The sequence below is a fragment of the Streptomyces sp. NPDC031274 genome (genome assembly GCF_055570235.1).
In genome coordinates, this window is record NZ_JBVIHP010000344.1 from 1 (window position 1) to 1,195 (window position 1,195).

Annotated in this window: 1 protein-coding gene; it reads right to left on the reverse strand. The window is 64.6% G+C overall.

From position 1 onward, the window contains the following. Nucleotides 1-1,195, reverse strand: a 1,195-nt coding sequence (locus tag ACZ5CR_RS46235; RefSeq protein WP_468869997.1) for a hypothetical protein, incomplete at both ends; no start/stop codon positions are given.

The following is a 1,195-nucleotide window of genomic DNA, read 5'->3' on the forward strand; positions in this document are numbered from 1 at the left end:
GACTTGATCGACTTCAGGTCGGACGCGACACCGGGGTCGGCCATGGAGAACGACTTCCCGATGCCCTTGAAGGCACTTCCGCCGCCCCGCTCCGCCAGTTCGTTCCTGGCGGCCGCGAAGTTTCCCTCGCCCGGCTTGAGGGTCTTGAGATTCTTGCCCCAGGCCGCCTTCGAGAACGGTTCGGTGAACGGCTCCTTGAGGGACTTCCAGCCGTCGCCCTTCTCCAGCTTGAATTTCTTGCCGGAGAGCTTTCGCAGGTTCTTGTTCGCCCTGGTGACCTGCTTCGCGGTCCGCGCCGCTCCGGCCCGGCCCATCTTGCTGAGCGCCGTCTTCGCGAACTTGCCCGCCACCTTCGAGAAAGCCTTGCCCACACCCATCAGGAGGAAGCCGACCGCCGCCAGGCCCACGTCCATCCAGTCCGCATTGCCCTGGAATACCTGGATGATGGTGCAGATGGTGGTGATCAGCGTTGCGATCATGGCAATCGCGCCCAGGACTCCCGCCAGTGCCTGGCCGATCACCGGAATCCAGCCGACCACCAAGGAGAGGATTCCGCAGACCGTGGAGATCAACTCCGTCACGGACTTGATGTCGTCGACGAGGGTCTCCCAGAACCCGTCCTTCAGGGAGTCGTCCGCGATGACGTCCTCGATCGCGTCACGGGCACGCTTCGCCGCGTCGTCGCGGACCTTCTTCGCCTGCTCGATCTTCTGCCTGGCGGCCTCGATCTCGTCGCCGGCGCCGTCCCGCGCCTCCTCGAGCTTCTTCTTGTCGTCCTTGCTGTCCTTCTTGTCCTTGTCGTCCGAAAGGCCGTCCAGGCTCTTCTGGCTGGCGCTCTTCCGCTCGTCCGCGTCCTGCCCCTCCTTGAGGGCCAGGTCCGCCATCTCCTGGGCGCGGTTCAGGTCGGAGGCGTAGTCCTTCGGCTTGGCGTGCAGCTTGTCGTCGAACCTGCCGCCCACCTCGGTCACTTCGCTGCCGAAGGCGTCCGCCGCCGTGTCGTACCTCTTGAAGGCGGCTTCCAGCTTCTTGACGTTGCCCTGAGCCTTTTCGCGGAACTCCTTGCCCGCCTTGCTGTCCCAGGCCTCGACCTCGGAGACCGCCTTGATGTTCTTGATCTGCCGTTCGAGCTCATCGGCGGTCTTGCGGAGCTTCTTCCCCAGGTTCGCGACCCGGTCGGCGTCACCGGGAATGGGGT